The sequence below is a fragment of the Methanosarcina sp. MTP4 genome, from assembly GCF_000970045.1.
In the GTDB taxonomy this organism is placed as follows: domain Archaea; phylum Halobacteriota; class Methanosarcinia; order Methanosarcinales; family Methanosarcinaceae; genus MTP4.
Map to the genome: position 1 here is coordinate 3423513 of NZ_CP009505.1, position 26882 is coordinate 3450394.

27 protein-coding genes are annotated in these 26882 nt (G+C 45.7%); 18 read left to right on the forward strand and 9 right to left on the reverse strand.

Features of this window, described 5'->3' with window-relative positions:
• The first annotated feature begins 144 nt into the window (after positions 1-144).
• Positions 145-1545: a DHHA1 domain-containing protein gene (locus tag MSMTP_RS14330; RefSeq protein ID WP_048180742.1), complete on the forward strand. Its 1401-nt coding sequence runs from the start codon at positions 145-147 to the stop codon at positions 1543-1545.
• Between the two features lie 51 nt (positions 1546-1596).
• Here MSMTP_RS14330 and MSMTP_RS14335 read toward each other — a convergent pair whose 3' ends face one another.
• The 3 genes from MSMTP_RS14335 to MSMTP_RS14345 all read right to left on the reverse strand — a co-directional run bounded on the left by MSMTP_RS14335 (position 1597) and on the right by MSMTP_RS14345 (position 4213).
• The gene (locus MSMTP_RS14335; RefSeq protein ID WP_048180746.1) at positions 1597-2355 is read right to left on the reverse strand and encodes a DUF128 domain-containing protein; all 759 of its coding nucleotides are present in this window, start codon (positions 2353-2355) and stop codon (positions 1597-1599) included.
• A 163-nt stretch (positions 2356-2518) separates the two neighbouring features.
• On the reverse strand, positions 2519-3259 hold the full coding sequence (locus MSMTP_RS14340; protein WP_048180749.1) for a glucose-6-phosphate isomerase family protein: 741 nt from the start codon (positions 3257-3259) through the stop codon (positions 2519-2521).
• 195 nt (positions 3260-3454) lie between these two features.
• Complete coding sequence (locus MSMTP_RS14345; RefSeq protein ID WP_048180752.1) at positions 3455-4213, reverse strand: ribonuclease H-like domain-containing protein; 759 nt, start codon at positions 4211-4213, stop codon at positions 3455-3457.
• Positions 4214-4906: 693 nt separating this feature from the next.
• On the opposite strand from MSMTP_RS14345, the gene mdh reads away from it, so the two are divergent.
• The 5 genes from mdh (at position 4907) to MSMTP_RS14370 (ending at position 9538) form a co-directional block, all read left to right on the forward strand.
• Entirely contained in the window at positions 4907-5830 is a 924-nt protein-coding gene (gene mdh / locus MSMTP_RS14350) for a malate dehydrogenase (protein ID WP_048180756.1), read from the forward strand.
• A gap of 249 nt (positions 5831-6079) precedes the next feature.
• Positions 6080-6337 carry a PRC-barrel domain-containing protein gene (locus MSMTP_RS14355; protein WP_048180759.1) on the forward strand — a complete coding sequence of 86 codons (258 nt, stop codon included), beginning with the start codon at positions 6080-6082 and terminating at the stop codon, positions 6335-6337.
• 21 nt (positions 6338-6358) lie between these two features.
• Positions 6359-7090 carry a tRNA(His) guanylyltransferase Thg1 family protein gene (locus MSMTP_RS14360; RefSeq protein WP_048180761.1) on the forward strand — a complete coding sequence of 244 codons (732 nt, stop codon included), beginning with the start codon at positions 6359-6361 and terminating at the stop codon, positions 7088-7090.
• A 156-nt stretch (positions 7091-7246) separates the two neighbouring features.
• Positions 7247-8200, forward strand: a complete 954-nt coding sequence (locus MSMTP_RS14365) for a tyrosine--tRNA ligase (RefSeq protein ID WP_048180764.1) — start codon at positions 7247-7249, stop codon at positions 8198-8200.
• Between the two features lie 165 nt (positions 8201-8365).
• Positions 8366-9538 (forward strand): hypothetical protein, encoded by a 1173-nt coding sequence (locus MSMTP_RS14370; RefSeq protein ID WP_048180766.1) that lies wholly within the window; start codon positions 8366-8368, stop codon positions 9536-9538.
• Between the two features lie 250 nt (positions 9539-9788).
• Here MSMTP_RS14370 and MSMTP_RS14375 read toward each other — a convergent pair whose 3' ends face one another.
• Positions 9789-10247 carry an aminoacyl-tRNA deacylase gene (locus MSMTP_RS14375; protein ID WP_048180768.1) on the reverse strand — a complete coding sequence of 153 codons (459 nt, stop codon included), beginning with the start codon at positions 10245-10247 and terminating at the stop codon, positions 9789-9791.
• Between the two features lie 149 nt (positions 10248-10396).
• Between MSMTP_RS14375 and MSMTP_RS14380 the strand changes: the two genes are divergently transcribed.
• The 3 genes from MSMTP_RS14380 to MSMTP_RS18130 all read left to right on the forward strand — a co-directional run bounded on the left by MSMTP_RS14380 (position 10397) and on the right by MSMTP_RS18130 (position 15038).
• On the forward strand, positions 10397-10921 hold the full coding sequence (locus MSMTP_RS14380) for a RimK/LysX family protein (RefSeq protein WP_048183706.1): 525 nt from the start codon (positions 10397-10399) through the stop codon (positions 10919-10921).
• Between the two features lie 125 nt (positions 10922-11046).
• Positions 11047-11238 (forward strand): hypothetical protein, encoded by a 192-nt coding sequence (locus MSMTP_RS14385; RefSeq protein ID WP_048180772.1) that lies wholly within the window; start codon positions 11047-11049, stop codon positions 11236-11238.
• Between the two features lie 248 nt (positions 11239-11486).
• Complete coding sequence (locus tag MSMTP_RS18130) at positions 11487-15038, forward strand: CARDB domain-containing protein (protein ID WP_052718417.1); 3552 nt, start codon at positions 11487-11489, stop codon at positions 15036-15038.
• A gap of 54 nt (positions 15039-15092) precedes the next feature.
• On the opposite strand, the gene MSMTP_RS14395 is transcribed toward MSMTP_RS18130, so the two are convergent.
• Positions 15093-16253, reverse strand: coding sequence for a C45 family peptidase (locus tag MSMTP_RS14395; protein ID WP_048180774.1), 1161 nt, complete (start codon positions 16251-16253; stop codon positions 15093-15095).
• 464 nt (positions 16254-16717) lie between these two features.
• On the reverse strand, positions 16718-17074 hold the full coding sequence (locus MSMTP_RS14400; protein ID WP_048180778.1) for a DUF5518 domain-containing protein: 357 nt from the start codon (positions 17072-17074) through the stop codon (positions 16718-16720).
• 206 nt (positions 17075-17280) lie between these two features.
• Between MSMTP_RS14400 and MSMTP_RS14405 the strand changes: the two genes are divergently transcribed.
• The 5 genes from MSMTP_RS14405 to MSMTP_RS14425 all read left to right on the forward strand — a co-directional run bounded on the left by MSMTP_RS14405 (position 17281) and on the right by MSMTP_RS14425 (position 20725).
• On the forward strand, positions 17281-17700 hold the full coding sequence (locus MSMTP_RS14405; protein WP_048180783.1) for an HIT family protein: 420 nt from the start codon (positions 17281-17283) through the stop codon (positions 17698-17700).
• A 242-nt stretch (positions 17701-17942) separates the two neighbouring features.
• Positions 17943-18170 (forward strand): sulfurtransferase TusA family protein, encoded by a 228-nt coding sequence (locus MSMTP_RS14410; protein ID WP_048180784.1) that lies wholly within the window; start codon positions 17943-17945, stop codon positions 18168-18170.
• A 19-nt stretch (positions 18171-18189) separates the two neighbouring features.
• Complete coding sequence (locus MSMTP_RS14415; RefSeq protein WP_048180786.1) at positions 18190-18609, forward strand: DsrE/DsrF/DrsH-like family protein; 420 nt, start codon at positions 18190-18192, stop codon at positions 18607-18609.
• A gap of 215 nt (positions 18610-18824) precedes the next feature.
• Entirely contained in the window at positions 18825-19991 is a 1167-nt protein-coding gene (locus MSMTP_RS14420) for a cysteine desulfurase family protein (protein WP_048180789.1), read from the forward strand.
• A 98-nt stretch (positions 19992-20089) separates the two neighbouring features.
• On the forward strand, positions 20090-20725 hold the full coding sequence (locus tag MSMTP_RS14425; protein ID WP_048180791.1) for an iron-sulfur cluster assembly scaffold protein: 636 nt from the start codon (positions 20090-20092) through the stop codon (positions 20723-20725).
• 12 nt (positions 20726-20737) lie between these two features.
• Here the strand turns inward: MSMTP_RS14425 and MSMTP_RS19445 are convergent, their stop codons facing one another.
• Complete coding sequence (locus MSMTP_RS19445; RefSeq protein WP_156153849.1) at positions 20738-20923, reverse strand: hypothetical protein; 186 nt, start codon at positions 20921-20923, stop codon at positions 20738-20740.
• Positions 20907-22082, reverse strand: coding sequence for a cation diffusion facilitator family transporter (locus MSMTP_RS14435; protein ID WP_048180798.1), 1176 nt, complete (start codon positions 22080-22082; stop codon positions 20907-20909). Before MSMTP_RS14435 ends, MSMTP_RS19445 begins: the two co-directional genes overlap by 17 nt.
• Before the next feature lie 800 nt (positions 22083-22882).
• Between MSMTP_RS14435 and MSMTP_RS20250 the strand changes: the two genes are divergently transcribed.
• Both MSMTP_RS20250 and MSMTP_RS14440 read left to right on the forward strand, forming a co-directional pair.
• Positions 22883-23017: a hypothetical protein gene (locus MSMTP_RS20250; RefSeq protein WP_255350984.1), complete on the forward strand. Its 135-nt coding sequence runs from the start codon at positions 22883-22885 to the stop codon at positions 23015-23017.
• Between the two features lie 436 nt (positions 23018-23453).
• Entirely contained in the window at positions 23454-24137 is a 684-nt protein-coding gene (locus MSMTP_RS14440; RefSeq protein WP_231582801.1) for a class I SAM-dependent methyltransferase, read from the forward strand.
• A 12-nt stretch (positions 24138-24149) separates the two neighbouring features.
• Here the strand turns inward: MSMTP_RS14440 and MSMTP_RS14445 are convergent, their stop codons facing one another.
• Entirely contained in the window at positions 24150-25031 is an 882-nt protein-coding gene (locus MSMTP_RS14445) for a winged helix-turn-helix domain-containing protein (protein ID WP_048183715.1), read from the reverse strand.
• A gap of 199 nt (positions 25032-25230) precedes the next feature.
• Between MSMTP_RS14445 and MSMTP_RS19450 the strand changes: the two genes are divergently transcribed.
• Both MSMTP_RS19450 and MSMTP_RS14460 read left to right on the forward strand, forming a co-directional pair.
• Positions 25231-25773, forward strand: a complete 543-nt coding sequence (locus MSMTP_RS19450; protein ID WP_156153850.1) for a hypothetical protein — start codon at positions 25231-25233, stop codon at positions 25771-25773.
• Between the two features lie 172 nt (positions 25774-25945).
• On the forward strand, positions 25946-26704 hold the full coding sequence (locus MSMTP_RS14460) for a cupredoxin domain-containing protein (RefSeq protein WP_052718418.1): 759 nt from the start codon (positions 25946-25948) through the stop codon (positions 26702-26704).
• Positions 26705-26882 lie beyond the last annotated feature (178 nt).

The window sequence follows — 26882 nt, forward strand, 5'->3', positions numbered from 1 at the left end:
CACAACAGAAAAAATATATCAAAGATGAAAAACAAAAAATAACAAAATCCAGAGAAAAACCCCATAAAAAATGCAGCAAAAAGAAAAATACCAGAAAGAAAACGGCAAAAAGAAAACGGCAAAAAGAATGAGTTGAGAGGAACGATGTCTGAGCAAATGGAAGTACTCCGAAAAAGAGCCGAGAAGTGCGCTGAAGAAATAAAAAAACACAGGGCAGTCCATGTGGTATCCCATATCGACGCCGACGGGCTGACCTCAGCAGGTATAATCTGCACTGCCCTTGAGAGGGGAGGATTCGAGTACAGTGCCCGCTTTGTAAAACAGCTCAACGAAGCAGCCCTGGATGAGATTGCTGACGAAAACCACGAACTTGTCGTCTTTACTGACCTGGGCAGCGGGATGTGCGAGCAGATAAAAGCCCGCGGGATCCAGGCTATTGTCTCAGACCACCACCAGCCCCAGGGAGACCTGGAGTTCCACCTGAACCCACACCTCTTCGGGGCAAACGGCTCCTATGAACTGAGTGGCTCGGGCAGTACCTACCTCCTGGCCTCGGCCCTGGGAAAAAACCGCGACTTATCCACACTCGCAATAGTTGGGGCAATCGGGGACATGCAGCACATGAAAATGGGCCAGCTTGTAGGGATCAACCGGGAAATCCTGGAAGAGGGAGTTGGAGGAGGCTGCCTTAAGTTCATGAAAGACCTGACCCTTTTTGGAAAACAGACCCGCCCGATCTTCAAGCTGCTCCAGTATTCCTCAGACCCCTACCTCCCCGGGCTTACAGGTAATGAGGAAGGCTGCATCGGGTTTTTGCACGACCTGAATATCCGCTTCAGCCAGGACGAGCGCTGGAGACGCTGGATCGACCTGGAAACCCCTGAAAAGCAAAAAATCGTCTCAGGGCTTATCCAGTACTGCCTGAAAGCCGGGATTCCCTCCTACAAGATCGAAAGGCTGGTTGGGGAGGTCTATGTCCTCCTGAAAGAGCGGGAAGGCACGGAAATGAGAGATGCTTCCGAGTTTTCCACCCTCCTCAACGCCACAGCCCGCTACGACCATGCCGAAATAGGGCTTGCGGTCTGCATGGGCGATAGGGAAGAAGCCTACGAAAAAGCCCGCGAACTGCTTGCGGAACACAGGCAAAACCTCGTGAATGGGCTTGTCTTTGTCAAGGAGAAGGGGATCACTGAACTTGAAAACATCCAGTACTTCGACGCAGGCTCAGAGATAAAGGAAACAATCGTAGGAATTATTGCCGGGATGAGTTCAACCATTGTCCGGAACCGGAACCTGCCTATTATTGCTTTTGCAAACACCGAAGGAGGCGTCAAGGTCTCGGCAAGGGGCACCCAGGATTTGATCCGGCGGGGGATTAACCTCTCGGAAGCCATGACAAAAATCTCTGCAGAGGTCGGCGGGGCCGGGGGCGGACACGACATTGCAGCCGGGGCAACGATTCCGGAGAGTTCAAAAGAAGAATTTACCCGAAAACTGGACCTCTTTATCGGGGGGCAGTTGAAGGAGAGGGCAAATGCCAGGTAAAAAATAGCCCTGCTTGCCCTGAAAACCAAAAAAGAATTAGGCAAAAAGAACTCAAACGAGGTCTTCGATCCTGCTCATCTCCCTGAAAGAGATGAGTTGGGACATTGCGCTGGTATCAATCGAAATTCCGTACTCCTGGACCACAGCCATCGGGTTTGTCCCGCCTATGACAACTATCCCCAGGTGGTCCCTCTCAATAGGAACGTCCAGAACACGGGTATTGGGTTCCCCGACTTCAAGGATTCCGCTAAAGCCAGCATCCATTAAATCGGAAAGACGGCTTTCGATCTCGTCCCTGGCAACCATGGGGGCTTCCCTGAGGTTTGCAAGGATCTTACCAGAGCCTGTCCTGAGCATATCCGACACGGAAGTGACTCCCTGGGACATCAGGAGTTCCAGGGGGTCCACAGTGGTGCTTACGTAAGTCAGCACATCGGTAAAGCGGACAGGGGTCCCGTTCCGGATCTGGACAACTCCCCCCAGCTTGGGGTTTATGGGAATTCCCGCCTTCAGGAGCACGCCGTCAATGGTTATGCTGCAAACGGTACCGACCCCTACTTTTCCTTCCCCTATGGTCATCTTTCCGATGGATTCCCCTTCCGAAACTATTTTTATGTAAGGGGTCACCGAAAGCCCGCTGGAGATAACCATCTTGAAGATCCCCAGCACGTCGTCCAGGTCTTTTTTGTCGATGATCGAGAGGTTAAGTATGACATCCCCGTCCATTGCCTTCGGATCAAAGGTTGTCTTGTACATGAGGTCCTTGATTCTGGATGATGTGAACTGAATACGGTATCCATTTTTTTGCATTTCATCCCTCCGGGTTATTCAAAGCATTTATACTTATTATAATTTATGTGCTAGTAGCCGATTCCCTTATGCTCGACAATGAAAACACTCTGAGGCCTTGTAAGTGCAGGGGAAAGGAAGAAGAGAAGGAAAACAAACCCACCAGACCTGTTTCGTCCCTGTTTCAAAACACTCTTTCTAAAGAATATCTAAAGTCCTGAGGGGCTGTCAAAAACCTGAGCTTTTCAATATCATGAACCAGTTCATACATTTCTTTTCCGGAAAACAACCCAAATTCGGGCAGGTCACGGGGCTTCAGGTAGCGGATAGGGGGCACGTCCCTGTACAGGGGATTTTGGAGGAAACCGGTTTTAAGGAGAAAGTAAGCAGCCCCTGAAAGCCTCTTGATCGGCTCATAAACCGAGGAAAAGTCCCTGCAGACCCAGTTTGCCATCTCCAGGGTTTTCTCCGAAGCGTTTATGGTCACATGTCCGTAGCCAGGAGGAACGAGTACGCAATCCCCTTCTTCTGCCTCGACCACCACCACATCCAGAACCCTGTCCTCCACCCCGGGATCCACTTTTTGCAGGAGATAGGTTGCAGACCCCTCAAGTACCTGATAGACCTCAGGGTAAGTAATGTCCGTACCAGGGACGTAAGGATGGTAATGCCCTACGGTTTTGATATACTCCGAACCGAGCATGTCCGGAGGGATGCGGGTAATATCGTACCTGAGCCCACTAGCTTTTATTAGCTCATGGTCCGTATCATTTTTTGAAAGGTCCCGGAACATATAGTACATGTCCAGGTTCCGTTCTTCGGCCTTGTCAAACCATTCCCGATCAAATATGACATATTCCATATCATGGAGCTTTCTTACATCCGCAGTAGTGGCATTCTCCCCAAACTTGAGTGTCAATTCCATTGAATTCCCCTTATCATCGATATAAATATGCGAATAAAAGTGAATTGTCTCAATCTAATAACGATACATAATTTACTTGATTAGAATATATATGTGATGTCTAACCTGCTCTTTAAAGTGATGGATGGCCGGTTTGTCAAATCTGTTGTCCAACAAATAGCATAACCTGTTGTTTAACCTCCTTTTGGAAAAGCTTCAACGACTGCAGGATCCAAGAGCATTTTCAACCATTTTCGGGTAAGTAAGTTCGATAATTGTTTTCAAATTAACTATATCCTCCTTGTTATAATTGAGAAGTGTGTCAAGAGCAGCCCGGTTTCCTTTCTCATACTGTTTCCAAAGCCTGACCGCATCGAATCCGCTTAGACCTTCCGTGTCTTCACTCCGGGAGATCCCGAGGACCTTTTCGATATGCTTGAGCCCCCCACTGTACCCGATGCGCCGGAGGGGATACATAAGGTCAATATGAAGCTGGCTGAACTCTAGATCCGGGTACTCAGATTTTATGAAGGGGAGATCAAACCGGGCTCCGTTGAAGGAAACCAGCAGCTTGTATTTTGAAAACTCTTCCATGATCTCATCGAGATTTATCCCTCGAACGTAGGTTTTGGCTTCCTTGCCATCATAGATCCCCACAACGGTTATGTAGTCCCTGTCCGAGGAAAGGCCGGTTGTCTCTATGTCCACAAATGCCACGGAATCCGAAAAAAAGGGATATGCACGCCAGTGTTCGGAAGAAGGCAGACACTTTGAGAAATAGCAACAGTCGTTTGCCTCCAGCCGCTCCGAAGAATGCCTGATCCCTTCAAGGATCTTCTCCTTCCTGGCAGGGGAAATGGAGACAAGATCCTGCTTTTCGAGAAATTCTTCCCAGCTTCGAATCCCCGAAGCCCAGATTTTCTGCTCCACCGTCTTCCCTACGCCGGGAATATGGATATACGTACTCTTTAACATGTTTTTCACCTGAACCATTGGGATTAATGTTTAATAAAAATACTGTATGGGGACTGAAAGTGTTAGGGTGCGTAATATCGCAATTGAGCAATCCGATCATAATTAAGCAACCTGATCATAATTAAGCAACCTGATCATAATTAAGCAACCTGATCATAATTGAGCAATCCGATCATAATTAAGCAACCTGATCATAATTAACAATTAGACAATTCCAAAAAAATAGCCGTGATCAGCATAATTAAACTTCCTCTGTTGCCCGATTATTATAAACACCCCAAAGAAAATAATAACAAAAAGATAAATATCAAAATAATAGTCTAGCAGATTGATAATTCGAAAAAACACATTATAGAGAATTTAAACCGGATTTGGGGAGACATTAATAATATTATTAAATTGGATTGGGAAACACATAAATAATATTATTAAATCGAATTGGAAAAACATTGTTGATATCCTTAAACCGAATTGGAAAGACATTGTTGATACACATAACCCGAATTAAGAAAAAATTAATGATATCTTCAAATTTAAGAAGGAAAAACATAGATAATATTATTAAACGGAATTAGAAGAAACATTGTTGATATCCTTTAACCGGATTCGGGGAAACATTACAAATATTCATAAAAAATGGATTCCAGAAAGGCGTCCTACAAAAATATTTTCAAACCACAGGTGTTCAAATAAATGGCTAAAATTTCCGTGATTGGTGCAGGAAATGTTGGTGCGACCACAGTTCAGCGGCTTGCCGAACTGGAACTTGGCGAAATTGTCATGACCGATATAGTAGAGGGGCTGCCCCAGGGAAAAGCCCTGGACCTCATGCAGGCGGGAGCCATCGTTGGCTATGATACCGCCATCAGAGGCAGCAATGACTACGAAGACATTGCCGACTCGGACCTCGTGATCATCACGGCCGGGATCGCCAGGAAGCCTGGTATGAGCAGGGAAGACCTGATCAGTACCAATACTAAAATAATAAATGAAGTTTCGAAGAATATTGCGAAATATGCACCGAGCTCCATCGTGATGAATGTTACGAACCCGCTAGACATAATCACTTACACTGCTTTAAAGGCGACAGGCTTTGAGCCTGAAAAAGTCTTCGGGATGAGTGGAGTCCTGGACGCGGGGCGTTTTGCAAGTTTCATTGCAGAGGAACTCAGATGTTCTAAAAAAGATGTTGAAGCCATGGTTATAGGAGGGCACGGAGACCTGATGGTCCCGCTTCCCCAGTACACCACGGTCTCGGGGATCCCACTCACAGAACTTCTTCCGGAAGGAGAGATCACACGGCTGGTGGACAGGACCGTGAATGGTGGAGCCGAAATAGTGGGCCTGCTCAAACAGGGAAGTGCTTTTTACGCGCCTTCGGCAGCCGTTGCCCGGATGGCAGAGGCGGTGCTGAAGGATTCAAAGAGGATACTTCCCGCTTCCGCTTACCTTGAAGGGGAATACGAGCAGGAGGGGATCTACTTCGGAGTTCCTGTAAAACTCGGGGCATCGGGAGTTGAAGAAATTCTGGAACTCGAACTCAGCGAGAAACAGTATGAAATCCTCAGGAAGTCAGCAGAAACCATAAGGAAGGTAATCTCAGGGCTGGGGGTCTGAGATTTCCCATCTTTACCTGCTTTTTTTTCATTTCCCTGTTCGGCCCTGCGTCAAGTTAAATACATAATAATTATAATAAACAACTAAAGATTCACCAACAACTGAGTAAAAATACTCACAAATACAGAAGACTCTTCAGTTCCGGGATAAATGTAGAAGAAAATTTGGCAAAACTATAACATATATAAGTATGTGTTTCATATAGAATAAGAGAGAAATATTGAAATTAATTTACAAAGCAGGGATATAATGCGCGCAGAACTTACATCACTCTTTGGCTTGAACATATACACCAACGCTGGTGTTTATGTAGGGAAGTTGCAGGACGTTGTGATTGATGTTGAGAGTCAGAAAATCAGCGGGCTTGCGGTTTCGGACATCAACAGGGACCTCTTTGACCTGAGCAGCAAAGGCGTAATCATTCCCTACAGGTGGGTAATAACAGCAGCAGATATCATCATAATCCGGGATGTCATCCAGAGATACAAAAAACAGAAAGAAGACTGAAGTAATTTTTACAAAATTTCTATGAAAAACCGGGAAATCTATGCTGAGATGCGCTGTGTATCTCCCGTGATTGTGCGCGCTGACGGTAGAAATTTCAAAAATACGCTTTTGAACCTGGACATTAGAAAGCCCTATGACGAAAGGTTTGCCAGGGCAATGGCGGATACTGCAGAACTATTTATTAAAAAAAGCGGCATAAGCCCCCTTTTTGCCTACACTTTTTCGGATGAAGTTAACCTTTTGTTCTTTGACCCCCCTTTTGGCGGAAGAGTCGAAAAAATTGATTCGGTCACGGCAAGCTATCTGGGAAGCGCACTTACGTTATCCCTGGGACTTGAAAAACCCCTGGCTTTTGACGCAAGGGTTGTTGCCCTGCAAAAAGAAGAAATTCAGGAATACCTGCACTGGAGGCAGCTTGAAGCCTGGCGCAATTGTGTTTTCTCCTACGGGTACTATACCCTGAGGAAAGAAGGCATGGGAGGGGCAAAAGCCTCGAAATTCCTGAGAAGGAAAAGAGAAAGGGACATCCACGAACTGCTTTTCGAAAGGGGAACCAACATTGCGGCAGTTCCTGCCTGGCAGCGGAGAGGAATCCTTATTTACAGGACAGAGTATGAGATTTCCGGTTTCAACCCCGTGCTCGGGAGGGAAACAGGGTCCCTGCGCACAAAAATCATCCAGAATTGGGATATCCCGAAATTCAAATCCGAAGAAGGGAAAGCGCTATTAGAGAAACTTATTAATAGAAACTGAGTTTTCTGAATACGAAGAAGATTCACGACCATTCGCTCCGTATAGTACGGATGAGAGGAGTTCCGGGAATCCAGGATACCGAATTCCGGAAAAAATAATGGTTAGAATTAAGGCTTAGAAAAAAATTACAAGATAAACGTCAGGAATGTAGAGGCAATGGACAGACTTGAGCTTATAAAAAGGAATGTTCAGGAAATCGTAACTGAGGAAGAACTGGAAGAACTTCTCAAGAAAAAAGAAGCCCCCTGCGCATATGTTGGATATGAACCAAGCGGAAAGATCCACATGGGACATGTCCTTACCGTTAACAAGTTAATCGATTTGCAGAATGCGGGATTCAGGATTACTGTTTTGCTGGCAGACGTGCACGCTTACCTGAACAAGAAGGGAACACTCGAAGAGGTCAAGAAGGTTGCGGATTACAACAAGCGCTGTTTTATTGCTCTCGGGCTTGATGAAGAAAAGACCGATTTCGTATACGGGTCGGACTACCAGCTGGGATCCGAGTACATGTTAAACGTGCTCAAGCTTTCCCAGGCAGTGACCCTTAACAGGGCCACGAGGAGCATGGATGAGGTAGGGCGTGCGATGGACAACCCCATGGTCTCCCAGATGGTCTACCCCCTCATGCAGGCAATTGATATTGCCATGCTAGAAGTAGACGTTGCTGTTGGCGGAATTGACCAGAGGAAGATTCACATGCTTGCCCGTGAAAACCTCAAAGCTCTGGGTTTCCCGACTCCGGTCTGTATCCACACCCCGATTCTCCTGGGCCTCGATGGGACCAAGATGGCTTCTTCAAAGGATAACTTTATTTCTGTGGACGACACTGAAGAAGACATATACAAAAAATTCAAGAAAGCGTTCTGCAAGATGGGAGATACAGAAGAAAACCCGATTCTTGCCCTTTTCCGCTACCACATCTTCCCGAGATACGAGAAAATCGTAATTGAAAGGCCGGAAAAGTTCGGAGGGGACCTTAAATACAACAGCTACTCCGAAATGGAAAGCGCCTTTGCAGCCGAAGACCTTCACCCGATGGACCTTAAAAACTCAGCTGCAAAATACATAAACGAGATCCTGGACCCTGTAAGGAAAGTTTTGCTCTGACAGCTTTTAAAAGTTAGGATGTGGGCCCGGGACACTCCTGGAAAATATAAAAGCCCGGGGAAGGAAAATACTTTCATAAAATAACAACAACATTTAGATAAAATATTATATAGACATACCGCATAGAATATTTGAAGGGTTTGTTTAGATATTCAGGGTGCTCTTATGAGATATACATATCAGGACTCTACGGAACTGCCTGTGCAGCGAGATTTCATTGAGGATCTGAAAACGTTCATGGAGGTTACGGCCAGAGTGATACCTTTGGAGAACTCCATAATAGAAATCAAGTGCAAGAACAAGGAATTACTCCTTGCACTGAAAAACAAAATAGAACAACTAAATCTATTTGAAGAACGTTTCAATTCCCTGGTGAAAAAGCTTGCCGAAGAAATCGACACAGAGGAGACCCGCCCCTGTGTGGACGCAGTCCTAGCAACGTGCAACGAAAATATCGGGAAAGAGCGAGAAGTGTTCGAAACAGAAACAAAAAAGGTTGAGAGTGGAGCCTCCCTTGAATATCAAAGAATTGAGACCAACATACTCGATATACTTAGTAAGTTTTTAATATCAGGTGTTTACGGAGCCGAAAAAAGTTTTGAACTTTCCACAAAAGGAAATACTCTTTCCGGACAGATGGAAGGTTCGGTTTCAGGGCTGCAGTACAGGTACAAACTGGGCTTTGCAGAAGAAGGGTTAACCGTTGAGAAACTGATAGGCAGTCTGAGCCTTCCGGGCTGGACAAAGACAGGGCTTCTCCGGAAGGAAGAAAAGATAAAAATGCAGGAGCTTTCTGCCCTGCTTGTAACTTCCCTGGAGTATGACAGCCAGAAAAACATCCGTCTGAGCCTCGAAGACAAAAAAGCAAAAAGGAAGTTCAGGATTGAAGGCGGAGATAACAGGTATTTTGTCTACGATGAAGACAAGGAGATCACAGCCGACAAGGAACTGGGAGCTCTGGTTGACATTGGAAGCCTTGCAAAGATCCCCGGAAAAATCCAGGCTTACCTGAAAGCAAACATCCGCACCTATTCCCTCTCAAAGGTCCTCATTGACGAAGAAGATGCCATTTCCAACAACCAGGTCTTTGACTGCCTGAAAGTGATTGCCGAACAATACGGGACAATAGTCCATGAATGCCTCACAAAAGGGCACAACAAAGAGGAAATCACGATCAAGCTTGAGGAAGCCGACGGAACCAGAACAGAAAAATACATCTCCAGAGCTGAAATCTACAACCAGCTTTCCGAAATAGGAAGTGAAGGAGTAGAACTTGCCGGAATCCTGGGAGTCGACACCAGGGCACAGGTCAAGGAAAGCAAATACCTGATCGTCTGAACAGGTTTTTGCTTCTATTTTTTTTAATTGCCCTTCAAATGGAGCTCATTTTTGCCCCATGCTTTTCCAACTGCTTTTTTTCCAGCCCTTCTTCTCCGCCACCCGCTTTTAATTTATAGTTTTTAAGTTACTGCTTTTAAGTTACCGCTTTTAAGTTACCGCTTTTAAGTTACCGCTTTTAAGTTACCATTTTTACTTCAACTTTTCACTTTGTGTTCCTGTAATTTACTATCTTTTCGCCCCGCAGGTCTTATTTCCTTATCCTCACGACTTTCCCACCATTTGCCCTCTGTAGTTCTTCTGGCGGGACCCTGAGAAGGGAAGTCTCAGAGCCTCCCCCGGCATATACAAGCTCTTTTTCCGTAACCTTCGGGTCAATAAGGAAAAGGGCTTCAAATCCAAAAGGAGGAGTCCCTCCGCAGGGATACCCGGTTTTTTCGAGGATTTCTTCAGGGAGAGCGGTTCTGGGCCTTTCGATCCCCAGGATTTTTCCGACCCTTGAAGTGCTGACCCGGTCCTCCCCTTTGACAACACCTACAATAAGGTTCCCATCCGGGTCAAGGAGGCAGATGCTCTTTACAAAATCCTTGGGGGATGCCCCGACGGTTTCAGCTGCTTCTTCAACCGAGTGACAGGAAGCATTGAACCTCAGGTGTTCAGCCCCTACACCGTTTGCAGAGATGTAAGTTTTCATTTTATCTTCATACATCAAAAAGACCTCAAGAGTGAAAATTCAAAAATATCTTAAAATGACTCAAAATGACTCATAACTCAAAATACCTCAGATGATTGAACTAAAATACACACGCCGGAAGAAACTTAAATAAACTTCGATATTCCAGTTATTTGGGGGTGCTCATGGAAACTGAAGATATTCTGGCGATTTTCAAGTTCTCAGCACAGGAAAGAAAAATCCTTTCGAGCTTCGGGATTCAGGAAGACGTTTTTCTGCCTCTGCTCCTTTCCCTGAAGTCCGGCGGTTCCTGGAGTTACGCCGCGGAGGAAAGCAGAAGCATTGCAGTAAAGGACGTGACAACCTATTATGACGAAGAAAACAAAGCCGGCTATACCCTTGAAGAGATTTACCTTTTTATTGACCCTGAAATCTTGAAGCAGGAAGGCAGCGTATACAGACTCGAAAAATGCGGACGAAAAGGGGAACGAGAGCTTGTTATAAGGCCTTACCGCATGATCCTGAAGGCAAGGAAGATAGTCCTTGCACAGGTGGACCCCGGGAAAAAGAAGATCTTTATCCGGGAAATAGAGAAAAAAAAGATCTCACTTAAGGGCACCCCTGCATACAGTGCGGCACATGAGCTTGAACACCTGGAAAAAGGGGAAGTCCGGGGCCTACCGCTATGGAACTTCGAATATATCCCGTAGGCCTGAACCTGAATATCCGGACTCATATAAAAAACCCTGACATCCGGCAAAAATCCTGAAATCCAAAACCGATTAAAAAAATAAAGACCTGCATATATAAATCTCAGGCAAGCCAATCTACTTTCATGGGGGAGCAGGAAGAGGGAGAACAAAGGAAGGACGATGCAGTAATTGCATTCGCAGGAGGATGGTTAGTCGGAAGCGGAATCGGAATCATCTTAGGAGATGTAAAACTCGGGCTCATACTGGGGGCGGGGCTTGGAGTTATTCTGGGACTGCTGAGGATGAAATACGGGAGCAAAACAGAGGAGTTTTGAGAGATTCCCGGCTGCCATTTCAAGGCAGACTCCCAAAATTTCAGGTGGGAATTATGTCCTGAAACTTTATTCAGTAAAAAAAATGAGAAATTTTATTTCTATGACTTATATAATTACCAGATTTATAAGTTATTGATAGACCAGACGTTTCCATTTCTGGCTAAGGGGGGCAAGGGATAATGAAAATGAAGGTCACTATTTAGTACCCATCTATCATAGTAACGCTGGTAACTCTTGTATTTATTTCAATGATACCCGGAATAGTATCTGCAGGAGAAGAGGATTACATAAGTTCCGGAGACGGAAATAATTCGTCCATAGAAAACTTACCGGACCTTGTAATCGAAACGCTCACAACGGAACCGGAGAACCCGGAACCCGGAGACATGATAACTATAACGGCAATTGTAAAAAACCAGGGGACTGAGAGATCGATTAAAACAAACCTGGCGTATAATATTGACTTAGTAGGAATAGGGGAAAGAGAAATACCGGAACTTGATCCGGGGTCAAGTTCTCAGATCTCGGAAACGTGGACACCGAGTACTGAAGGAAAGGTGAATATCCTGGTATGGGCAGATTCAGAAAATTATGTTTCCGAAAGCGATGAGTGGAACAACGAAAAAACAGCATCAATAGAAGTGAAAAAACAAACGTATCCTGACCTGGTAGTCGAAACAATTTCCAGTAACCCGACCGAGCCGGAGCCAGGCCAAACGGCAACCGTAACAGTGACTGTAAAGAACCTGGGAACAGAGAAATCGGGGCCGACAAATCTTGAATTCTACGTTGATGGAGTTTATACGGGAGAAGAGGAGATCCCGGACCTCAACTACTATGATAAAGGTAGTTATCTCGGAACTTATGCAGAGGAAGGAGATGTACCCGAACTAACTCCAGAATCAAGTTCAGAAATATCATTCGAATGGACCCCGGAAACCGAAGGGGAAACTGAAATAAGAGCGGTAGTGGATTCCGAAGATATAGTTCCTGAAAGCGATGAGGAAAACAATGAGAAAACATTGAACATAACTGCAAAAAAGAAAATGTCTCCTGACCTTATAATAACAGCATTCTCGGTGGAACCTGACAACCTGGAACCGGGGGAGACAGTAAACATAGCAGTAACGGTAAGAAACCGGGGAAATGAGAGATCCGGGCAGACAAATATCGCATTCTACGTTAATGAAGGGTTTATCGGAGAGGTCCAGTTGCCGGAACTCTCCGCAAAATCAAGCCTTTCCAGGTCTTACCAGTGGGTCCCGGAAACCGAAGGAATCAAGTGGATAAGGGCAAGGGTAGATGAGGATAACCTGGTTTTTGAAAGCAATGAATGGAACAACGATGAATCAGATTACGTCGTAGTGGAAAAACAAACATACCCAGACCTGGTAATCGAAGATTTCACAGCAAATCCGTCCAACCCGGAACCTGGAGAGACGGTAATTCTAACAACAATTGTAAAAAACCAGGGAAACGAAAAATCCGATGAGACAGACCTGACGTACTATATTGCAGGAAGTGGGATAGGAAAGGGAATAGTACCGGAACTTGAACCGGAATCAAGTTTGGAAATATCATTTCCATGGATCCCGGAGACGGAAGAAACAGTGAATATCCTGGCATGGGCAGACGCGGGGAATCAGGTTGAAGAAAGCAATGAATGGAACAATGAAAAAACAGTATCATTAGAAGTAACAAAACAAACATTTCCCGACCTTATAATCGAAACACTCACGGCAGACCCGTCCAATCCGAAACCTGGAGACACAGTAACTGTAAAGGCAATTGTAAAAAACCAGGGAACGGAAAAATCCCCAGAGACAGACCTGGAGTACTATATTGATGAAACCTGGACTGGAGAAAGGAAAATTCCAGGGATTGAACCGGGATCAAGTTCAGAAATATCATTTGCATGGATCCCAGCTACTGAAGAACCAGTGAATATCCTTGCAAAGGCAGACGCGGGGAATCAGGTTGAAGAAAGCAATGAAGAAAACAACGAAAAAACAGTATCAATCGATGTAATAAAACAAACATTCCCGGACCTGGTAATCGAAGATTTCGTAGCAGACCTGCCCAATCCGGAACCTGGAGAGACGGTAATTCTAACAACAATTGTAAAAAACCAGGGAACAGAAAAATCCCCAGAGACAGACCTGGAGTACTATATTGCAGAAAGTGATATTGGAGAGAGAATAATACCGGATCTTGAACCCGAATCGAGTTCAGAAATATCATTTTCATGGACACCGGAGACGGAAGAAACAGTGAATATACGGGTACAGGCAGATGCAGAGGGGCAAGTTACCGAAAGTGACGAAGGGAACAATGAAGAAACGGTATCGATAAGAGTAGAAGGACAGAATTATCCGGACCTTGTAGTCGAAGACCTCTCCTGGGAACCTTCTGACCCTGAAACCGGAAAACCGTTAAATTTCACCCTGAAGGTGAAAAACCAGGGGCTGGCAGTTTCCCCGGAAAGCATTGCAAAATATTATATCAACGGGACTCCCGTGGGAGAAATCTCCATCCCACTACTTCTCGCAGGGTCGGAAACAAACGCAGAATTTTCCCTGACCCCCGACAAAGAAGGAGTGATGGAGGTAAAGGTGCACTTAGACTTTGAGGATAAGGTGCCTGAAGGCGATGATACAAACAACGAATTTACAAAAGAAGTAAGCGTGAAAACAACGCTTGTTGAGTACCCTGACCTGGTTATAGATTCACTTACCTGGACACCGGAAAAGCCCGAACCCAATGAGAGCGTAACTTTCACGGTAACGGTGAAAAATACGGGCACTGCAGGATCGGAAGAAAACGTTCTTGAATACGAGATTGACGGGGCAAGTGAAGGGAATCTGACAGTACCGGCACTTTCTGCGGGGGAGACTTTTGGAGGAACTTTTTCCTGGGTAGCAGGAGAGGAAGGAAAAATAGAAGTCAGAGCAGTTGTAGACACCGGAAATGAGGTGCTTGAAGGAAGTGAAACAAACAACGAAATCACAAAGACCATTACTGTCGCCAAAGAAACCGTAGTTAGTTCAGGCGGAGGAGGCGGAGGAGGTGGAGGGTCTTCAAGCTCTTCGAGTTCAAGCAGTTCAGGAGGCTCAAAAGAACCTGCACGGAACGTTGAAGTAAAAGAACTTTCCACCAGGCACATAATCAACGGCTACCATGTAAGGTATGAGTTCCCTGAGAACGTCACATGCATTACCATTATAGAATTCGATCCAAAGAGGACTTTTAAAAAGACAACCACCACTGTAGAAGTACTTAAGGAAAAGTCAGCCTTCGCCTCAAACCTTCCACCCGGAAGGATATACAAAAACCTGAACATATGGGTAGGGGACAAAGGAGCCGGACTTCCGGAATATCTCGATAACGCATATATCGAGTTCAGAGTGGAAAAAAGCTGGATTGAAAAGAAAGGGATCAACGAATCCCTGATAACCCTGCTCCACTACGACAAAAAATGGAACCCTCTGGAAACCGAGAAAATGGGAGAAAACGAGCAATACGTCTACTTTAAGGCTACAACTCCCGGTTTCTCTCCCTTTGCAATAACCGAGTATACGGGGGAAGAGGAAGAAACAATCGGAGACCCTGAAGGAGAGCTGAAAGGAGTTCCCAGCAGTCTCGGAGGATTAGGAGAAGACGGAGTCGTTAACGGGAGTGCGGAAATAGAAGAAAATGCTGAAGAAAAGAAACCAGTCGGGATGAAAAAAGTGCTTGTGGCAATTTCCCTGCCCATATTCATGATCCTTGTCCAATTCCTGGTTTTGAAGAAAAGAGACTAAAGCCATTCTCTTTTCAATTTTTTCATTTTAAAGCGAAGAAAAACTTAAGTTAAATCAATCGAGAGCTACAATTTTCCAGAAATCGGGTTCAGCCTTTTCCTTAACGATTTTTGCCTGGTATACACCGGAGGTGGAAGGGTTTTCAAGGTTGAAAATGTTCCATTTGTTCAGCGCCGGAGGCCCGAAACATATCCTGGTTTCCCCTGTGGTCAGATCAAAGATAAGGGACCTGAGGGTTCCGAAAAATTCGTCATAATAGGAACAGCAGACTCCATCAGGGTACTTTTGCGTAAATATTCTGCTCAATGTTCCCGGCCCGATTTCAGGGGATGCCTCCTGAAGGCTTGATTCGAGAATCTCCTGCCTTAAAGCAGAATTTTTCATCGCATAGGGGATGTGCGGGACCATGCTGGGGATAGTAAGATGGTTGGTTGAGCACAGGAACTGTTCTTCAGAAGAAGCGTCGAGAAGCTTAACAGCCTTCTCTGTCCCCGAGATTTCAATCAGGGCCGCCTTTCCCCTCCGGTCAGCCACAATCAGGTTAAGGTTGCAACAGAGAGGCATTTCATCCATAAGCGCAAGCGCCTCTTCCACATTCTTGCAGTAATCAAGCACTGCCCTCAGAACTGCCCAGGACTGGAAACCGCTTTGTGGGAGCGGCTGCATCCCCTCCCCCACCCCGACCGGAACTCTTGCCGAGGACATGGTCGTGGAAAGTCCGTGCTCATTCATGCCCTCACTCCGCCCGAAAAAGAAGGTCGAAAAACCTATATGATCAGCCTTTCCCTTTATGCGGGTGGTGCAGAGCCGCAAGTCGTCTATCCTGTCGCTGAATTCGTAACTCCTTCCGACCAGAACATGCTCGTTTTCGGAGATTGAAGGCAAGACCGCCATATGGCTGCAGTTCCCACTTTCTTCGGGAGAAGGTCCTGCTTTCAGGTAAGTACTCGCATAGTAAATGGCCTGTTCGGGAGACACATCCAGGCAGTCAGCAAAGCCTTCGATTTCTTCGTTCAACCCGGGACAAAAATCATCAAAAAGATCAATTACACCTGCAAACTCGAGGTCGGAAAATAGACCCTCCCCCGAAGTGAAAAACTCCACAGCCTGCGGGTAATCTTTGATCGCTGCTCCCTGCAGGTACCCGACTTCGTAAGAAGTGCCTTCGAGAACCGCATGGGTAAAAGCCAGCTCTTTGGTGGCGGAATTACTCATGTAAACACCTTCCCCCAAAATCCGGTATCCAATCCTATATAGCAGGCAATCCGGATGCAGAGGGTATAAATAATCAACATAAACTGATCATCAACATAAACTGATCATCAACATCAAGTGACTTATAGTATTATTTTAATAATAATTAAAACTAGCTGAAAGCATACCCGGAAAAGGTAACCCGCTTTACGACCCTCCTCTCAGAAAAGAGCCTGGAAACCAGGGATGAATTACGAGGGGAACGCTGAACTTGAGAACAAAAAAGGAGAACTTTTCGGGATAGAGAAGGACAAAATACTGATTTGAAGACCTCCCGTACAGGGGCTTTAACCAGTTTATCCTTTCAAATAGGCTTACCATTTTTAACCTGTTCACCAATTAAACCTGTTTACCAATTAAACCTGTTTACCAATTAAACCTGTTTACCAATTAAACCTGTTCACCAATTTAAAACGGTTGTTGTCTCAAACCAGTTTTCTTTCTGCAAGAATTGCCCCGATTGCCGAACCGATGATACCTATTATGGCAGTATGGGCCACCAGAATCAACGTAATTATAACGCCGGATACCGCTACAAATCCCCCCAGAACGGGAATATCACTGAGCACGGCTCCGAGAAACCCTGCCAGAAGGAAACCCGGGATCACCATAAAAACAGTCATCAGTACCCCTGATTTAAGCCCCCCTCCAAAGCCCCCGTCGGCCACATAGCCGCCAAGAAGACCTCCGAGGAAAGGAGCGATTACATTCACGCCAGGAATGAAATAAAAGATAGTGGTACAGACTAGGCCGACAAGTGCACCTTTTATGCTTTCACCCATTTATTCTCAATCTCCAGATTTATCTCAATCTTCAGATTCATTCTCCGGGTACGGACATTATTTTCCGGATATAGGTATTTTTGGCCACAATGTGTTAAATCTATTTCTTACAAAAGGAGCTGAAAAAGAGCTTTTAGCAGGAACCCTACCAGGAAACCGAAGCCTGATATAAACGAAGCCCACAAAACTCTATGGGGGTACAATTCATGACAGAAGACTGCCTTTTTTGCAAAATCGTATCAGGAGAAATACCTTCATACAGAGTCTATGAAGACGAAGCCGTGTACGCATTTCTTGACATAAATCCTGCAAGCGAAGGGCACACGCTGGTTGCCCCAAAGAAGCACTTTAACAGTTTCACGGACCTGGGAGTGGAAGACATTGCAGCACTTTTTGAAGCTGCAAAAAAAGTAACGCTTGCCCTTGAGAAGGCTTTTTCGGCTAACGGGATGAATATAGGGGTCAACAACGGGGAGGTTGCCGGACAGGAAGTCCCCCATGTCCACGTCCACGTGATCCCCAGAAAGAAGGGAGACGGAGGAAGAGGGATCAAATCCATCGTCTGGACAGAGCCAGATACCGCCAATCTTGAAGGAATGGCTGAAAAAATAAGGAAAGCATTCTGAGATCGGAAGAGTTCTGAAATAGAAAACATATTGAACCAGGAAGAGTTCTGAAAAACTACAACTTATTTTAGAATGTTTCCGCTTTCCGGAGGAGATGATCCATTAGAAAGTATGACAGTCTGTTCACTGGCAAGATTTTGACTACGAAACCATAATATATTTTTTGAAATATAATGAATGTAGGGGAGGAACTGAATTCTTATTGCAAACCTTCCTTTTTTCATTGCTTTTGGGGAAAGAGCATGGCAGAAATGGAAATCGACGTCAGGGGGGAGACCTGCCCGGTCCCGTTGGTAGAGTGCCGAAAAGCGCTCAAAAAGGCCTCGCCCGGAGACCTTGTGATTGTAAAAGGCACGCATCCCGCATCCAAAAAAGAAATACCCATGGCCTGCGAGGCAATGGGGCTTGAGGTGCTGGGGATCGAAGACAAGGAAAAAGGAAAAGAGTGGGAGATAAAGATCCGGAGATAAAACCGGATAGGGAGTGAGCATGGGGGGAAAGGCAGTCCTTGTCCTGCACAGCGGGGATATGGACAAGGTGTACAGTGCACTCATAATAGGAAACGGAGCCCTGGCTATGGGCATGGAAGCTTCCATATACTTCACCTTCTGGGGGCTCATGCGGCTGAAAAAAGGAGGGCTTGAAAAAGGCCCACTTTCCAAGATGCACATGCTGGGCCTGGGGAAGTGGATGGTCAAACAGAGGATGGACAAAGCCAACGTAGCTCCCCTTGAAAAACTCATGAACGACTTCAAGGAACTCGGGGGAAAGATCATCGCCTGTGAGATGACCATGGAGATCATGGGTATAAAGAAAGAAGAGCTTCGAACGGACTGGATAGATGAATGGGGGGCTGTGGGTTCCTATGTCTATGAAGCAAGGGATGCCAGCATAACGCTCTTTATCTGAAGCTTTGGGCCTCTGAAGCCGGAACCTGAATTTCCGATAATTCCGGTATTCCAATAGTCCCGGCATTCCAATAATTCCGGTATTCCAATAATCCCGGTATTCCGATAATCCCGGTATTCCAATAATTCCGGTATTCCGATAATCCCGGTAATATCTGAGATTTACTCTTAACCTTAATTTTATCCGAACTTTATCATATCCGAGGAGGGGTAAAAATATTTGAAGAAATAACCTATCTTGACAATTCCGCCTGCACCCGGCTGGACGAAAGGGTGCTTGAGGTAATGAAACCGTACTTTTTTGATACTTATGCGGTGGCAACGTCCGAATTCGGGTACTCGATGGGAATTGAAGCAAAAGAAGGACTTGAACAGGCCAGGGAAGGCATCGCTTCCGGACTGGGTGCGGATCCTGGGGAAATTATCTTTACCTCAGGGTCTACGGAATCGAGCAACATGGCTCTAAAAGGAGTGGCATCGGCCCTGAAGGAGAAAAAAGGGAAGCACATCATCGTCTCAAAGATCGAGGACTTCCCGGTGCTGAACACGGCAAAAGCCCTGACAAAGCAGGGGTTTGATGTAACCTTCCTGGAAGTGGACTCGGAGGGTTTCGTAAACCCGGAAGAGCTGGAAAAGGCGATCACTGACGAAACGATCCTTGTCTCGGTCCAGCAGGGCAACCAGGAAATCGGGACCGTTCAGGACCTGAAAGCCGTTTCCGAAATATGTGAAACAAAGGACGTGCTCCTGCACACCGACGCTACACACAGCTTTAAGCGGCTTCCCCTGGACTTAAAGGAATTACCTGTGGACCTTGTCACCACAGCCGCCCACACCATCCACGGCCCGAGAGGAGTGGGGGCCCTTTACATACGGGAAGGGACCCCCATCCACAAGTTCATGGACGGCGGGTTCCAGGAGTCGAACAGGAGGGCTGGAGTTGAGAACATCCCGGGAGCCGTTGGCTTTGCAAAAGCCGACGAACTGGTAACCCCGGAAGAAACCCGAAAGCTCGAAGCTATGCGGGACAGGGTTATCGAGCGGGCACTTGCCGAAATCCCCAGAGTCACCCTGAACGGGAGCAGGGAGAGACGCCTGCCCCAGAACGCGAACCTGACCTTTCACTACGTGGAAGGGGAATCTATTACCCTGCACATGGACATGAGGGGCTTTGCCCTGAGCACGGGTTCTGCCTGTTTTTCCCGCTCCCTGGAAGCCAGCCACGTAATCATGGGCATAGGAGGAGACCACGAGAGGGCACACGGTTCGGTGCGCTTTACTTTCGGGCGCTACAACAGCATGAAAGATGCGGATTCCGTAGTTGATGCCATGAGTGAAGTGGTAACGAGGCTGCGCGAAATCAGCCCCCTGGCTGAGAAATAAGCCGGGAAAAGAAGATCGGAAAGAGGAATAGGGAAAAAGGAAGAAAGGAAAAATGAGAGGAAAAATGAGGAAGAAGGGCGGAGAGAAAAGGTGAGAAAATGAAGTTTCCGTATAGTGAAAAGGTGCTTGAGCACTTCAGAAATCCCAGAAATGTGGGAAAAATCGAAGATCCGGATGGGAAAGGGCTGGAAGGGAGTCCCGCCTGCGGGGATATGGTTGCCGTTTACATTAAGGTAGAACCCGAAACAAAAGTTATCGAGGACGTAAAATTCGAGTCCTACGGCTGCGCCTCAAACATAGCCACAGGGTCCGTGATAACCGAACTTGCAAAGGGCAGGACCCTGGAAGAAGCCAAGAAAATAACCTGGAAACAGGCTTCGGAAGAACTGGGGGGACTGCCCCCAATAAAAGCCCACTGTTCCGTGCTTGCCGTAGAAGGTCTCAGGGCTGCAATCCGCGACTACGAAGAAAAGCACGGGCTTGTGACAGAACAGGAAGAGACCACCGAAGAAGTGGTCCGCAGAAGGTTAAAACACGTAATGAACCCACTTACGGGCCTGGACGTCGTAAGGACAAACCTGATCCTGAAAACAACCGTGGAAGACGGAGTGGTAAGAGTGGTGGTTGACCTGCCCTCGGATCATCAGTTCGCCTCCGCAATCAAAGAGGACATCACAGAAAAACTGGAGTCTTTGTGGGACGTGAAAAAGGTTGACGTAGTGTTCACAGAATGAAAAATGAAAGAACTAAAAAATGAAAAATGGAAAATGGAAAAACAGGAAAAAAGCCTGAAAACGGTCAGAGGCCTCAGCCGGGTTGAGATCCTCAGCCGGGTTGAGATCCTCAGCCGGGTTGAGATCCTCAGCCGGGTTGAGATCCTCAGCCGGGTTGAGATCCTCAGCCGGGTTGAGATCCTCAGCCAGGCTGAGCATTTAGTTTTTGCTTCTGTTTTTGCTTTTGCTCCATAGTTCGGTCTTTTCCCACGTTTTCAGGTCTGATATGACAGCACTCTCCCGAGGCTGTCGCGGGGTCCACATGAATGGTAGTTCCCGAGATGTAGGAGAAATTTTCCAGAAGCCTCTGCCTGATTCCGTCGGCAATCACATGGCCGTCCTCGACCGAAAGGGAAGGGTCAACTGCAGCGTTGATTTCCGCATGGATCCGATGCCCAATCCAGCGGACCCTCACATCCGTCACTTCACAGACCCCATCGGCACACTGGGCCACGTCTTTGACCTTATCGAGAATCTCAGGCTCGACTCCGTCCAGGAGACGGGTGAAGACCAGCTTACTCGAATCAAGGACAATCTTCAGGATGGCGACAGTGATAATAATCCCTATCAACGGGTCAACGATCGGGTACCCAAACCAGACCCCGAGAGCCCCGATGAGGACCGCAAGGCTGGTGAAACCGTCTACCCTGGCGTGATATCCATCAGCAACAAGAGCCGCACTCCCGATTTCCTTTCCCACCTTCATCCGGAACTGGGCCACGACTTCGTTTCCGATACAACCTATAATCGCGGCGATTGCCACGGCTCCTACATGCCCGATGGGCTGCGGGTTAAAGAAGCGGTGAACTGACTCATAGCCCGCCACTGCGGCACTGAAAAGGATCAGCAGAACAATGATCACGCCTGCAAGGTCTTCTACCCTGCCGTAACCGTAGGAAAAGCTTTTACTCGGTTTTCTCCGGGCTAAAGAAAAAGCGATTGCAAGCGGAATTGCCGTTGATGCATCCCCGAAGTTGTGAATGGTATCGGCAAGGAGGGCAACACTGCCCGAGATGTAAACGATGAAGATCTGCATAATGGCTGTAATCATCAGCCCGACAAAAGACCACTTTACTGCCCATATACCTTTTTCAGTAGCAAGGATGGAAGGGTCCACAGATCCGTGGGTATGACTGTGCCCTTTGGAAGTCCCTTGAGAGGAGCTGCCAGAGTGCTCATTGGAATGATCGGAATGTTTGTGGAAATGGAAAAGCCCGTGTTTGTGGGATTTAGTTTCACCGGCATGTTCTGAATCAATGTTACTGTCATTTTCATGAGAATAATTATGAATATGTATTTCAGACAACTTTTTGGACATGCTGCCTCCCTTGAATTTCATTCTGTTCTTAAGCCAAACTTGGAAGCTATTTTATAAATAGGTAGTTATCTTTAAAAAATAATTTATTATGCATCCATTCATACATCATTTCAGGATTATAGCATGGAATGAAAAAATATCTCCCCGCTATAAGCTGGAAATTACCGGGAAGAGTCAAAAAAAAAGTATTTTTATTACTATGAAGGTTTCCTGCACGACCCCATCTATATAAAACAGGCTAATGGCAGGGTTTTTTACAAGAAAAAAGTTGGAGAGAATATACATCAGCTTTATTTCTGCATCAAAATTTGAATTTTCAATAAATTTTTTAACTCCAGTTTTACGAATTCTTACATAAAAAGCCAATCGTATGAGAAATTCAAACAAGAAAAAAATAAAAAAAAATATAACGGGATAAATCTGCCAGGAAGTATGAGCAAATAATAAAAACAGCGGAATTCAAAAAGTCAAAGTAAAAGGAATAGATAGAGTGGAACACCAAAGAAATGAATAGAGTAAAAAATCGAAAAAACTTGCATAAATAAGAAGAGAAAAAGATCCCTGTTATTCAGCCAGGATAACCAACATGTCAACTCCATATTAGCTCGTAAACTAAGATCCGTTATCCGAATCCACAACCTTACATAATTTTCAATTTTTATTTAAATGGGATAGAATTCCCGAGACCTCCGACCTTTGATACAAAAGGCACTTTTCAAATCCAACATCGCTCCAGGGACCTATAAATATCCCTGAAAAACAAACCGAACAAAATGAAAGAAGAATTGGGAGAACTAAACATGATTCAAGCAAAAGAAGTTGGCAGAAAGCCCGAAGTCGTGTGGGCAGTTGACATCAAAGAAGACGGGAAAACATATTGTGAGAACTACATGCTCCTGTTTCCCAAGTATGACAGTGCAATAGATGATGAATAAAAATTAATTATCTGATAAACAGAAAATTAAAAACGAACAGGACCCTGTTCAAAAACTAAGCCTGGGAAGCATCTTCCCGGGCGAACCTCCAATCAAACTTACTGCTTATTCAGCAATTGTGCTATAACCAATAATTGTGCTACTATCAATTAGACTTATTCTGGGATTCTACTTTAATCAGCAATTTTACTTATGCAGCTCCTCCACCAACCAGCAACTTTCTTATTCAGCTATTTTATCAATCAACAATTTTACATATTCAGCGATTCTACCAATTAGCTACAGCATTAGTCACCTATCCCTCGGCAGTTTCACTTACATTTTACTTATCCCTACCTTTATTCCCCGCCCACAACGCATAAAAACACTTCAGGATATATTTAAAGACGGAAGAGAAGAACGTATTTTAACGCAGGTAAAAAAAGGAAGTGAAGCCGTGAATAAAGAAGCTACTGAAAATATGGAAAAAACGGTCCTGAACAGCCAGCAGCCGCACTGGGAAAATGTTTTTTCGAACAGCTCTTCCAGGTTTGGGGATGAAGCAAGCTACCCGGCCCGGAGAGCAGCCGAACTTTTCAAAAAGGAAGGAAAAACAAAAATCCTGGAACTTGGAGGCGGCCAGGGTAGAGACAGCTGTTTTTTTGCAAATGAAGGTTTTTCCGTCCACGTGCTCGATTATACCGAAAGCGGGGTCAGGTCGATAAAAGAGAAAGCTGAAGAAACCGGCTTATCAGGGTTCGTTAAAGCCCTCAGGCACGACGTCCGAGACCCCCTCCCCTTCGAAGACGAAACATTTGACGCCTGCTATTCCCACATGCTCTACTGCATGGCACTTACCACCGAAGAACTGGAGTTCCTCTCCAGCGAGGTCAAAAGAGTGCTCAACCCCAGGGGTGTGAACATCTACACCGCAAGGCACACCGGGGACGCCCACTACGGGACAGGGACCCTCCGGGGAGAGGACATGTACGAGATCAAGGGCGGTTTTATCGTGCACTTCTTCAGCAGGGAAAAGGTTGAACAGCTTGCCGCAGGGTATGAGAGCTTCGAAGTAGAGGAGTTTGAGGAAGGAGAACTGCCGAGGAAACTGTACCTGGTAACAATAAGAAAAGAAGATTGAAGGAAAAAAGTTTCAAAGGGGAGTTTCAGAGGTAGACAACTGCCTGGACCTCTCCTTATAATAGAGGAACAGTTCCTCACCCCATTTTAATGCCCGAGCTTCGGATGCCATAAGGACCCTGTTGGTTGACCGCCCCTTTTTGTCAAGCAGGGAGAGGAAAAAGACCTTATCAGTCACGATCATCGACATTGGCATCTTATCGCCCTCGTACACGAAAAGATTCGAATTCTCACTTGTTAACATATGCTTGATTTCATTTTTATACTCCAGCAGGGCCTTTTTAAAAATAGGATTACTGCTTTTGAGAAGAGGAAGGCCGGAACCGCACTCCTCCTGAAGCATTTCCAGAACGGGGTTCGTAAGAATCACTGTAACATCAGTCCCGCATTCCAGGTATTCGGAAAAGAGGAGAGGAGAAGAAGGATGAAATACCGAAACAAAAGTCATAACCCGGTTCGAATCCAGAATGTTCCGCAAAATATCTTCCGGGATTCTGAAAGCCTGGGAAAGGTCTTGCTCCAGGACCTTGCAACAACCAAGCTCCCCGACTCTGGTCAGAAGGTGGAAGGGAATCGAACTCAGATCGTGTTCGGACCAGAACTCCCGGTTTTCTTCGTATACCGCCAGGCTTTCCAGCAAAAAGCGGGCGTTTGTGGCAATCACTCCCCCCATATCTGAAAGTGCGTACATATCATCTTTCTGAACCACTAGGTCCCAGTCCATCAGCTTCCTGATCTGGGGGATCATCGATTTCCAGGGAAAATCAAATGCACTTTTAATTTCTTCACTGCTTTTTGGCCCTTCTTCTTTCAGGAGGAGGAGAAGGTTCTTTCTTTTATCGGAAAGGAAAATCGTATCAAGAAGAGAAGATTTACTGCCTGCTCTGGAATTCATCTCACTAAAATTATACTTTAAAGGGATGTATATAAACCCACTGGAAAAATCCCGATCGTTTGAAACCTTGGAAAGCCCCTGGAATGTTCTAACGGTGTTTGCCCGGGCAAAAGCTGCTGGAATATTCCAGGCAAAATGTAAAAGAACACCATCGGTTTGGCTATGTATTATCAAAATATAATGAATAAAAAGAGCCTGTTTGTCGGGAGTCCCGAAAAACAGCTCCAAAAGAATTCCATACAATGAAACAGCTCCATCAAAAAAAATATTCCAGGAAGCAAACTTCGGCGCGCATGAAGTTCCAGGCTTTCTGGAATATATCCCGGAGAGTATTCCTCATTTTTCCGGGAATATATTTCTACCCGGTCATAAATATTTTTCAACTTTTTTGCAAACGGTTTTCAACTTTTTTGCAAACGGTTTTCAACTTTTTTGCAAACGGTTTTCAACTTTTTTGCAAACGGTTTTCAACTCTTTTGCTAACGATTTTCAACTTTTTGATTGGATGCCCCCAAATTTTTTGACACTTCCCTTCGAAAAACAGGGTTTATTCCTCATTTCTAAAAGTGAAACCTATCCTGTGAGAGTTCAATTCATCCCGGAATTTTGTTTTCAATCTTCTGCTCAAAGAAATGATCAGGTCCTTGAAAAACTGGAAACCTCAGCAAAAATCCCAAATACAGAGGGAAAAAGCCAGAAAAATAAAGTTCCCGGACTGCTCAAAAAAGCCATTACTTTTTGAAGATTCCAAAGATATTTGCCGCAGCAAAACTCTTTGAAACATTCCAGTAGGAAGGAGAAAAACAGGCAACGGTTGGGCTATATACAGACATGACCTAAGATATATACTGGTATTCCAAACTTGTGGACCTATATCCCCCTATATCCCTAATGCAGAAAACTGGAGGCTTGAAATGAAAAACTATAATAAACCCATAATTCTGGCCCTGCTTATGGTGTCAATCCTGCTAATGTCAACAGGTTTGGCAGCAGCAAAAGGGCCGGCGGTACATTCCGTTAATGCCGCAAACCCCACAAACAAAATAGTTATTTACAATACATTTACTCCTGAGACAGTCGACATCAACGCCGGAGAAAGTATTACCTGGATCAATTACCAGAGACCTAAAGGGCCTGTAACACTGGTTAGCGAGGACGGTCTGTGGGAAGAAGAGGTCCTTCACTACGGAGGAAGCTTCTCATACACATTCGAAGAGACCGGGACCTATACCTTCACCCTTGAAGAGACCCCCGAAATAAAACTCACGGTCAACGTAAATTCCGCTAAAACACAAAAGACCGGTTATGAAACTGCAACGGAAACCGGGATTTCTGCAGCCGAACCCCAGCCCCGAGGAGCAGAAACGTCAGCCGGGGAAAAGCTCGTGAAAAACAATGAGAATGAAGAAAACGGCCGGAATGACGAGAAAAAGCTGGTAATATACGGCACATTCGTACCGGAAGTCACCGAGATAAAGGCAGGCGACACTGTTACATGGATCAACTTCAGGAGGCCGAAAGCTCCTGCGGAACTGGTAAGTGAAGACAGCCTGTGGGAAGAAACGTTCCTTCACTACGGAGGAAGCTTCTCATACACATTCGAAGAGCCGGGAACCTACACAATCAGCCTCAAAGACAAGCCGGAAATAAAATCCACAATAATGGTAAAGTAAAGACGTTCTCTCAAAAACCGGGGTAAAAACATCCCCCGGAACAACCCCTAAAAAAACAGCCTCTCTACTCTGAAACAACCACGGAAAAATTCTAATAAACATCTCCACCCAATAAAATTCCAGGAAGTGAAAGGATCCCTAATTCCTGAGTATTCCTTCCTGGAATACCCTCATGCAA

Coding starts and splice junctions, on each gene's coding strand:
- MSMTP_RS14425 (WP_048180791.1), top strand. CDS start 20,090: ATGAAGTTTCCGTATAGTGAAAAGGTGCTTGAGCACTTCAGAAATCCC.
- MSMTP_RS14380 (WP_048183706.1), top strand. CDS start 10,397: ATGGAAACTGAAGATATTCTGGCGATTTTCAAGTTCTCAGCACAGGAA.
- MSMTP_RS14405 (WP_048180783.1), top strand. CDS start 17,281: ATGACAGAAGACTGCCTTTTTTGCAAAATCGTATCAGGAGAAATACCT.
- MSMTP_RS20250 (WP_255350984.1), top strand. CDS start 22,883: ATGATTCAAGCAAAAGAAGTTGGCAGAAAGCCCGAAGTCGTGTGGGCA.
- MSMTP_RS14370 (WP_048180766.1), top strand. CDS start 8,366: ATGAGATATACATATCAGGACTCTACGGAACTGCCTGTGCAGCGAGAT.
- MSMTP_RS14355 (WP_048180759.1), top strand. CDS start 6,080: ATGCGCGCAGAACTTACATCACTCTTTGGCTTGAACATATACACCAAC.
- MSMTP_RS14365 (WP_048180764.1), top strand. CDS start 7,247: ATGGACAGACTTGAGCTTATAAAAAGGAATGTTCAGGAAATCGTAACT.
- MSMTP_RS14375 (WP_048180768.1), bottom strand. CDS start 10,247: ATGTATGAAGATAAAATGAAAACTTACATCTCTGCAAACGGTGTAGGG.
- MSMTP_RS14340 (WP_048180749.1), bottom strand. CDS start 3,259: ATGGAATTGACACTCAAGTTTGGGGAGAATGCCACTACTGCGGATGTA.
- MSMTP_RS18130 (WP_052718417.1), top strand. CDS start 11,487: ATGATACCCGGAATAGTATCTGCAGGAGAAGAGGATTACATAAGTTCC.
- MSMTP_RS14330 (WP_048180742.1), top strand. CDS start 145: ATGTCTGAGCAAATGGAAGTACTCCGAAAAAGAGCCGAGAAGTGCGCT.
- MSMTP_RS14360 (WP_048180761.1), top strand. CDS start 6,359: ATGAAAAACCGGGAAATCTATGCTGAGATGCGCTGTGTATCTCCCGTG.
- MSMTP_RS14400 (WP_048180778.1), bottom strand. CDS start 17,074: ATGGGTGAAAGCATAAAAGGTGCACTTGTCGGCCTAGTCTGTACCACT.
- MSMTP_RS14335 (WP_048180746.1), bottom strand. CDS start 2,355: ATGCAAAAAAATGGATACCGTATTCAGTTCACATCATCCAGAATCAAG.
- mdh (WP_048180756.1), top strand. CDS start 4,907: ATGGCTAAAATTTCCGTGATTGGTGCAGGAAATGTTGGTGCGACCACA.
- MSMTP_RS14410 (WP_048180784.1), top strand. CDS start 17,943: ATGGCAGAAATGGAAATCGACGTCAGGGGGGAGACCTGCCCGGTCCCG.
- MSMTP_RS14435 (WP_048180798.1), bottom strand. CDS start 22,082: ATGTCCAAAAAGTTGTCTGAAATACATATTCATAATTATTCTCATGAA.
- MSMTP_RS14460 (WP_052718418.1), top strand. CDS start 25,946: ATGAAAAACTATAATAAACCCATAATTCTGGCCCTGCTTATGGTGTCA.
- MSMTP_RS14395 (WP_048180774.1), bottom strand. CDS start 16,253: ATGAGTAATTCCGCCACCAAAGAGCTGGCTTTTACCCATGCGGTTCTC.
- MSMTP_RS14385 (WP_048180772.1), top strand. CDS start 11,047: ATGGGGGAGCAGGAAGAGGGAGAACAAAGGAAGGACGATGCAGTAATT.
- MSMTP_RS19445 (WP_156153849.1), bottom strand. CDS start 20,923: ATGCTCAGCCTGGCTGAGGATCTCAACCCGGCTGAGGATCTCAACCCG.
- MSMTP_RS14345 (WP_048180752.1), bottom strand. CDS start 4,213: ATGTTAAAGAGTACGTATATCCATATTCCCGGCGTAGGGAAGACGGTG.
- MSMTP_RS14445 (WP_048183715.1), bottom strand. CDS start 25,031: ATGAATTCCAGAGCAGGCAGTAAATCTTCTCTTCTTGATACGATTTTC.
- MSMTP_RS14415 (WP_048180786.1), top strand. CDS start 18,190: ATGGGGGGAAAGGCAGTCCTTGTCCTGCACAGCGGGGATATGGACAAG.